An 8,429-nucleotide genomic window follows, 5' to 3' on the forward strand; every position below is an offset into this window, starting at 1 on the left:
GCAAGAAAAGAAGATAGGTGATTACTTTAAAATGTGGTATAATAAAAAACGATAGACTAATTGGAGGATAAGCTCAAAATGAAAATTTCTGAAGCAGAAGTTCGTCACGTTGCTCAGTTGTCAAAACTGTCTTTTAGTGACGAAGAAACCGCAGAGTTTGCGACAACTCTAAGTAAAATTGTTGATATGGTTGAGCTCTTAAACGAAGTGGATACAACAGGTGTCGCGGTTACAACAACCATGGCAGATCGAAAAAATGTCTTGCGTGAAGATGTGGCTCAAAAAGGGGATGACCGCTCAGAGCTCTTTAAAAATGTTCCAGAATCACAAGATAACTTTATTAAAGTTCCAGCCATTTTGGATGGGGGAGGAGATGCTTAATGACATTTAATCATAAGACTATTGAAGAATTACATGATCTTCTGGTGAAAAAAGAAATCTCAGCCCTTGAGTTAACCAAGGCAACGCTTGAAGATATTAAAAGCCGTGAAGATGCTGTAGGAAGTTTTATTACAATTGCTGAAGAAGCAGCGCTTGCTCAGGCAGCGCGTGTTGATGAAAAAGGAATTGATGCTGATAATCTTCTGTCAGGTATTCCTTTAGCGGTTAAAGATAATATTTCAACTAAAGGGATTTTAACAACAGCTGCTTCAAAAATGTTATACAACTACGAACCAATCTTTGATGCAACAGCAGTGGCACAAGCCTATGCCAAGGATATGGTGGTGATTGGTAAGACGAACATGGACGAGTTTGCCATGGGAGGATCAGGTGAGACCTCTTATTATGGTGCTACTAAAAATGCTTGGGACCAAACGAAAGTTCCAGGTGGGTCATCAAGTGGTTCTGCAGCAGCAGTTGCATCTGGTCAGGTTCGCTTATCACTTGGTTCAGATACAGGTGGTTCTATTCGTCAACCTGCAGCTTTTAATGGGATTGTTGGGTTAAAACCAACTTATGGAACCGTTTCGCGCTTTGGCTTGATTGCCTTTGGTTCTTCACTTGACCAGATTGGTCCATTTTCACAAACAGTAAAAGAAAATGCCCAACTTTTAAATGTTATTTCAGGTCACGATGCTAAAGACTCCACCTCTACAGTCAATGAGATTGCAGATTTTACAAGTAAGATTGGTCAAGAAATCAAAGGAATGAAGATTGCTCTCCCTAAAGAATATATAGGTGAAGGAATTGACCCAGCAGTTAAGGATACTATCTTAAAAGCAGCCAAGCATTTTGAGTCACTAGGCGCTGTAGTAGAAGAGGTTAGCCTACCACATTCTAAATATGGTGTGGCAGTTTATTACATCATCGCATCATCAGAAGCTTCTTCTAACTTGCAACGTTTTGATGGGATTCGCTATGGTTTCCGCGCAGACGATGCTAAGAATTTAGAAGAGATTTATGTGAAAACACGTAGCCAAGGATTCGGTGAGGAAGTGAAGCGTCGTATTATGCTAGGAACTTTTAGTTTGTCATCTGGTTATTATGATGCTTATTTCAAAAAAGCAGGTCAAGTCCGTAGCTTGATTATTCAAGATTTTGAAAAAGTCTTTGCAGACTATGATTTGATTTTAGGTCCGACAGCTCCGACAGTTGCTTTTGGTCTTGACACCTTGAATCATGACCCAGTAGCTATGTACTTAGCAGATTTATTAACAATCCCAGTTAACCTTGCAGGTCTTCCAGGAATTTCCATTCCAGCTGGTTTTGTAGAGGGCTTACCTGTAGGATTACAACTGATTGGTCCAAAATATTCAGAAGAAACCATCTATCAAGCGGCATCAGCGTTTGAAGCGACAACTGATTACCATAAACAACAACCAGTGATTTTTGGAGGTGACAAGTAAATGAACTTTGAAACTGTCATTGGACTTGAGGTCCATGTTGAGTTAAACACCAATTCTAAGATTTTCTCACCTTCTTCTGCTCATTTTGGTGAGGACCCAAATGCCAATACCAATGTGATTGACTGGTCCTTCCCAGGAGTTCTTCCTGTTCTTAATAAAGGGGTTGTTGATGCGGGGATTAAGGCTGCCTTGGCTTTAAATATGGCTATCCACAAGGAAATGCATTTTGACCGTAAAAACTATTTCTACCCTGATAACCCTAAAGCTTATCAGATTTCTCAGTTTGATGAGCCGATTGGTTATAATGGTTGGATTGAGATAGAACTAGAAGATGGCTCAACTAAGAAAATTCGTATCGAGCGTGCGCATTTAGAAGAGGATGCAGGAAAGAACACTCACGGTACAGATGGTTATTCCTATGTGGATCTCAACCGTCAAGGTGTGCCATTGATTGAGATTGTATCAGAAGCAGATATGCGTTCGCCTGAGGAAGCTTATGCTTACTTGACAGCTCTTAAGGAAATTATTCAGTACACAGGAATTTCAGATGTTAAGATGGAAGAAGGGTCCATGCGTGTGGATGCCAATATTTCTCTTCGTCCTTATGGTCAAGAAGCTTTTGGAACTAAGACAGAAATTAAAAACTTGAACTCCTTTAACTATGTGAAAAAAGGGCTCCAACATGAAGTAGAACGTCAAGCGAAGATTTTACGATCAGGTGGTCAAATCCAGCAGGAAACCCGTCGTTATGATGAAGCTACTGGTGAGACGATTCTCATGCGAGTTAAGGAAGGATCATCAGACTACCGCTATTTCCCAGAACCAGATCTTCCTCTTTATGAGATTGATGATGCTTGGATTGAAGAAATTCGTGAAACGTTACCTGAATTTCCAAAAGAACGTCGTGCTAACTACGTGGAAAACTTGGGCTTGACAGCCTATGATGCAGGTCAATTAACTTCTACCAAGGCTCTGTCTGACTTCTTTGAAGCAGCAGTGGCAGTAGGTGGCGATGCTAAACAAGTTTCCAACTGGCTGCAAGGAGAGGTGGCTCAGTTCTTAAATGCTGAAGGAAAAACTTTAGCTACGATTTCTTTGACTCCTGAAAACTTAGTAGAAATGATTAGCTTGATTGCTGATGGTACGATTTCTTCTAAAATTGCTAAAAAAGTCTTTGTACATTTGGCAAAAAATGGAGGGTCAGCGCGTGATTATGTTGAAAAAGCTGGTTTAGTACAGATTTCAGATCCAGCAGTTTTGATTCCAATTATCCATCAAGTCTTCGCAGACAATGAAGCAGCGGTAGCCGACTTCAAGTCAGGTAAACGCAATGCTGATAAAGCTTTTACAGGTTTCTTGATGAAAGCAACTAAAGGTCAAGCTAACCCACAAGTAGCTCAAAAATTATTAGCAGCAGAATTGGCGAAGTTATTGGATTAATCTAAAAAAGCTATTTCCTAAAAATAGGAAGTGGCTTTTTAACTCTTTAAATGAAAATAGGAAAAGGAAAATAATAATGGATAGTAAATTAAAAGGTAGTCTTTTAACCGTAATGGCGGCAATTTCGTGGGGACTATCAGGTGTGAGTGGTCAGTACTTGATGGAGCAAGGTGTCCATGTCAATGTGGTGACCTCGATCAGACTTCTCATTGCAGGGATTTTATTAACGGGATTTGTGGCGTTGAGAGATTACAAGATTCCTATCCAGATGTTTTTGGATAAAAAGACCTTGCTGATGGTCTTTATTTTTAGTTTAGCTGGTCTGGTATTAAATCAGTATGCTTATTTACAAGCTATTCATCATACCAATGCAGGAACAGCTACAGTTTTACAATATACGACACCTGTTTTAATTTTAATTTACATGTCGATAAAAACTAGGGTTATGCCTAGTGTGATTGAAGTCCTATCTATTGTTTTGGCTACTTTAGGAACCTTTATTATTGCAACACACGGCTCTTTTGCTAGTTTATCCTTAACACCAAAGGGCTTATTTTGGGGGATTTTTTCTGCTTTCACTTATGCAGCTTATATTTTAATTCCAGTAGAGATGATTAAGCGATGGGGAAGTCTTCCAGTTATTGGCTTGGGGATGCTATTTGGCGGAATGCTATTCCCAATTGGTGTAGGAGTTTGGCGCTATGATGCTCATTTGACACCTGATAATCTTTTAGCATACTTTGGAATTGTTGGAATCGGAACCATTGTAGCCTATACTCTATTTTTAAAAGGTGTTAGCATGATTGGGGCTGTAAAAGGAAGCTTATTAGCAGCTATTGAACCAATTGTTGCGGTATTTTTTTCAGTTATTTTGATGCACGAGAAGTTTTATCTTATTGACCTCGTTGGAATGTTGTTGATTCTCCTAGCAGTAATTTCAATTACTTTGAAAGATATGATCATTGAAAAAAGAAAAAGCTTAAAAACATTTAATCTAAAGAATCGGTCATAAAAACTCTTGTGATATTTATGTGAAAAAGATAACAAGACTGAAGGAAGTCTTGTTTTTTACTACCGTTAGAAAGAAAATAGACTGAAAAATCTAATGAGTGATGAAGAAGATAGGAATTTAACAGGATTGTAATATATAGAGATATTGACGAAATAACAAAATATAGATAAAATAGTAATATTATCTAATCAAAATTCTAAAAGCTAAAGTCGTCATTATGGGGATTGATTTTAAAAAAAGTTAAAATCTGAGACAATTGAAGATTTTAAAAAAAGTTAAAATCTGAGACAATTGAAGATTAAAAACTTTAGTAATAAAAGCTGGCTGGTAATGTTTTAGATAATAAAAATATTATAATTTTAAGGGGAGGAAATTAACCTCTATGGGAAATAAGAGATTACGCAAAGACTATACGGAATCGTCGCGTAAGAGCCGTGTTAAGATGCACAAATCTGGGAAACACTGGGTTCGTACAGTTATGTCACAGATTAATCTTGTTCGCCTGTTTAAAGGTGGTTCAGGTCAACATGAGGTTAAGGTTGAACGTCTAGAAAAAGAGGTAACGGACTACTCTGTTCCGACAGCTCTTTTACGTGGTCTAGCCTCAGCAGGTGCCTTGGCTGGTGGTACTATGGTGGCTGAGAATGCTTTTGCAGAAGAAACTGCTATTGCCTCAGAGACTAGCACGAGTACCTTGGCAACTACTGATACGGTAGCCTTATCTGACACAACAGTATCTTCAACAGATACAGCATCAGCAACAACTGCTACGACAACAGAAGCAGCTGACACCACAAGTGCATCTACTTCAGCTTCAACAAGCTTGTCTATTTTTGCGTCAGAGTCAACGAGCATTTCCTTATCTGATTCGGCATCTGCATCAACATCGGTGTCGCTTTCAGAAAGTGCCTCGGCTTCAACCTCAACATCTATTAGTGAATCTGTCTCAGAATCCGTTTCTGAGTCTCTTTCAGAGAGCACATCAAGCTCAGAGTCAGCGTCAAGTTCTGAGTCTGTTTCTACCCTATTAAGTGAGGCAAGCTCTGAAGCAGCAAGTTCAAGTAGCTCTGAAGCAGCAAGTTCAAGTAGCGCTGATACTAGCAGCTCAAGTAGTTCGACAGACGCTCGTGAAGTCTTAGAACAAGTGACTTCAGAAGCTGAGATCCTGGTTCAGATTGCCAATGGTCAAACGACTCCTAGTCAAGAGTTGACAGATGCGGTAGCAGTTAGCACCAAAGATATTGCAGCAGCTAAGCTAATTTTGGGCAATACTGAAGCGACAGCAGAAGAGATTCAAACAGTGGTTGACTCTGTTCAAAACAGTAGCCAAGCACTTGGTGCTTTACTTATCAAAGATGATGAAGATGGCATCATTACATTTGCGCTTGATACAACAACGACAGCTACAGTAACAAAAGTTGGTGAAGGTTATGGTGTTTTAGTTGACACGCTTTCAACAGCTTCACCATCAATGGATGATGCTAACGGTGCTGCTATTTCAGATCCAACAAATAGCACAAGCTTTACGCCTTCATCAGAATCCGAAAGATTTACCTTTAACTATTCAAAATTCAACTGGTTTGGCGATCAATTAACGGATCAAACAATTAAAGAAAATTATTATTTCCGATATTCGTTAGATTATGATACAACAACAACGACAACTTATGTTGAACTAGTTAATAAGACGACAAATACAGTAGTTGAAAGTCATACTTTGGATAAGGGTGATACAGCAACATTCACTTACTTCCAAAGCTACTCAGGTGCTAATAACCTGCCTCTAACTATTACTTATGGTGACAGTACTTCATCGAGTACAACGGCAGGAGAGCTCCAATTACAGTATAACGGTGGAACACTTACTAACACCCTAGTACCAACCTATCAAGAATATACAACTTACTATAAGACAACTGATGGTGCAACGATAGCAACCTACACTATTAAAGGTATTGGTGGACAAATGGCTACGCCATCTGCTAAACGTGATTTTGTAGGCTATGACTATGCAAGTACAACCGGTGGTGCTCCGGTACGCCTTTATTCTCCAGGAACGATTTATAATGATGGTGCGATTTCAACATTGTATCTTAAACGTCTGGCAGAAGTAGTAGATGAGAATGGTAGCCTTGTTAAGACTATTTGGATAAAAGATCCGGCTTACACTGGAACCGTTGATTATAACTCGGCTGACACAACAGGCTTTACCAAAGTCATGGAAACGTCTGTTATGGCTCCCGGAACAGCGAATACAAGTCTTGTTGTTCCTGTGACAGGTTTTATCTCAGCTGAAGAATCTGCTTTGGCTACCGCAAATGCTCAAGCTGGTAAAACTGGTAATGATATCTTCTCTGTTATCTATGAAGATAACTATCAAACCATCCGTATCGGTTTTGACGGTTATGCCAAGGCGGCGAAAAGTTATCCTGTAAGTATGTTAGTGCAGATTATCCTGAAACCAGGTCACCCGGATTATCAAACATTTACAGGGACATTAAACCCAAACTCTAAAGGGACAACGGTAAACTTAGTCAACGGTTTGAATTCAACTACCGTTAACGAAACAACTCATTGGTATACAGTTGATACATCTGAGTCAGAGTCGCTTTCTAACTCTAACTCAAATTCCTTGTCTGAATCTGAATCAACATCAAATTCTGAATCAACATCAAATTCAGAATCTATCTCAAACTCTGAGTCACTGTCTAATTCTGAATCAACTTCAAATTCAGAATCACTTTCAAATTCGATTTCCGAATCTGTTAGAGAATCAGTATCCGAGTCTATTTCAGAATCAGTAAAAGAGTCAGTTTCTGAATCAATTTCAGAATCAGTAAAAGAGTCAGTTTCTGAATCAATCTCAGAATCAGTAAAAGAGTCAGTTTCTGAGTCTGTCTCCGAATCAGTAAAAGAGTCAGTTTCAGAATCAATTTCAGAATCAGTAAAAGAGTCAGTTTCTGAATCAATCTCAGAATCAGTTTCTGAGTCAGTATCAGAATCTGTATCTGAATCAGTATCAGAGTCAATCAGCGAATCAGTATCAGAGTCAGTTTCTGAATCCGTTTCAGAGTCAGTATCAGAATCAATCTCTGAGTCCGTTTCAGAGTCAGTATCAGAATCAATTTCTGAATCTATCTCAGAATCAGTATCAGAGTCAGTATCAGAATCCATTTCTGAATCAGTATCAGAGTCAGTATCAGAATCCATTTCTGAATCCGTTTCTGAGTCAATCTCAGAATCAGTATCAGAATCAATCTCTGAGTCAATCTCCGAGTCAGTATCAGAATCAATCTCTGAGTCAGTATCAGAATCAATTTCTGAATCAGTATCAGAGTCAATCTCTGAGTCCGTTTCTGAATCAATCTCAGAATCTGTATCAGAGTCAATCTCTGAGTCAGTATCAGAATCAGTATCTGAATCCGTTTCAGAGTCAATCTCTGAGTCAGTATCAGAATCAGTATCAGAATCAATTTCTGAATCAGTAAGCGAGTCAGTATCTGAATCAGTATCAGAGTCAATCTCTGAGTCAGTATCAGAATCAATTTCAGAGTCAATCTCTGAGTCAGTATCAGAATCAATTTCTGAATCTATCTCAGAATCAGTATCAGAGTCAGTATCAGAATCAATCTCTGAGTCCGTATCTGAATCAGTCAGCGAATCAGTCTCTGAATCCGTTTCAGAGTCAATCTCTGAGTCCGTTTCTGAATCAATCTCTGAATCAATCAGCGAATCCGTCTCTGAGTCAATCTCCGAGTCAGTATCAGAATCAATCTCTGAGTCCGTTTCTGAGTCAGTATCAGAATCAATTTCTGAATCTATCTCAGAGTCAGTATCAGAATCAATTTCAGAATCAGTATCCGAGTCAGTCTCAGAATCAATCTCAGAATCAGTATCCGAGTCCGTTTCCGAGTCCGTATCAGAGTCAATCTCAGAATCCGTATCTGAATCAGTAAGCGAGTCAGTGTCTGAATCCGTTTCAGAATCCGTATCAGAGTCAATCTCAGAATCAGTATCCGAGTCCGTATCAGAGTCAATCTCAGAGTCAGTATCTGAATCAGTAAGCGAGTCAGTGTCTGAATCCGTTTCAGAATCAATCTCAGAATCTGTGTCTGAGTCAGTAAGTGAGT

At 39.1% G+C, this 8,429-nt stretch carries 5 protein-coding genes; all 5 read left to right on the plus strand.

Features of this window, described 5'->3' with window-relative positions; genetic code table 11:
- Nucleotides 1–78 precede the first annotated feature (78 nt).
- The gene (gatC, locus tag ACVRWY_RS06620; RefSeq protein WP_354369327.1) at nt 79–381 is read left to right on the plus strand and encodes an Asp-tRNA(Asn)/Glu-tRNA(Gln) amidotransferase subunit GatC; all 303 of its coding nucleotides are present in this window, start codon (nt 79–81) and stop codon (nt 379–381) included.
- On the plus strand, nt 381–1,847 hold the full coding sequence (gene gatA, locus ACVRWY_RS06625; RefSeq protein WP_354369325.1) for an Asp-tRNA(Asn)/Glu-tRNA(Gln) amidotransferase subunit GatA: 1,467 nt from the start codon (nt 381–383) through the stop codon (nt 1,845–1,847). The genes gatC and gatA overlap by 1 nt, the downstream gene beginning before the upstream one ends.
- A complete protein-coding gene (gene gatB / locus ACVRWY_RS06630; protein ID WP_354369323.1) occupies nt 1,848–3,287 on the plus strand; it encodes an Asp-tRNA(Asn)/Glu-tRNA(Gln) amidotransferase subunit GatB in 1,440 nt (479 codons plus the stop codon).
- A gap of 76 nt (nt 3,288–3,363) precedes the next feature.
- A complete protein-coding gene (locus ACVRWY_RS06635; RefSeq protein WP_354369321.1) occupies nt 3,364–4,299 on the plus strand; it encodes a DMT family transporter in 936 nt (311 codons plus the stop codon).
- A gap of 382 nt (nt 4,300–4,681) precedes the next feature.
- The coding region (locus ACVRWY_RS06640) for an accessory Sec-dependent serine-rich glycoprotein adhesin (RefSeq protein ID WP_447455786.1) at nt 4,682–8,429 on the plus strand (3,748 nt) is incomplete at its 3' end.

Source organism: Streptococcus porcorum, assembly GCF_053203725.1.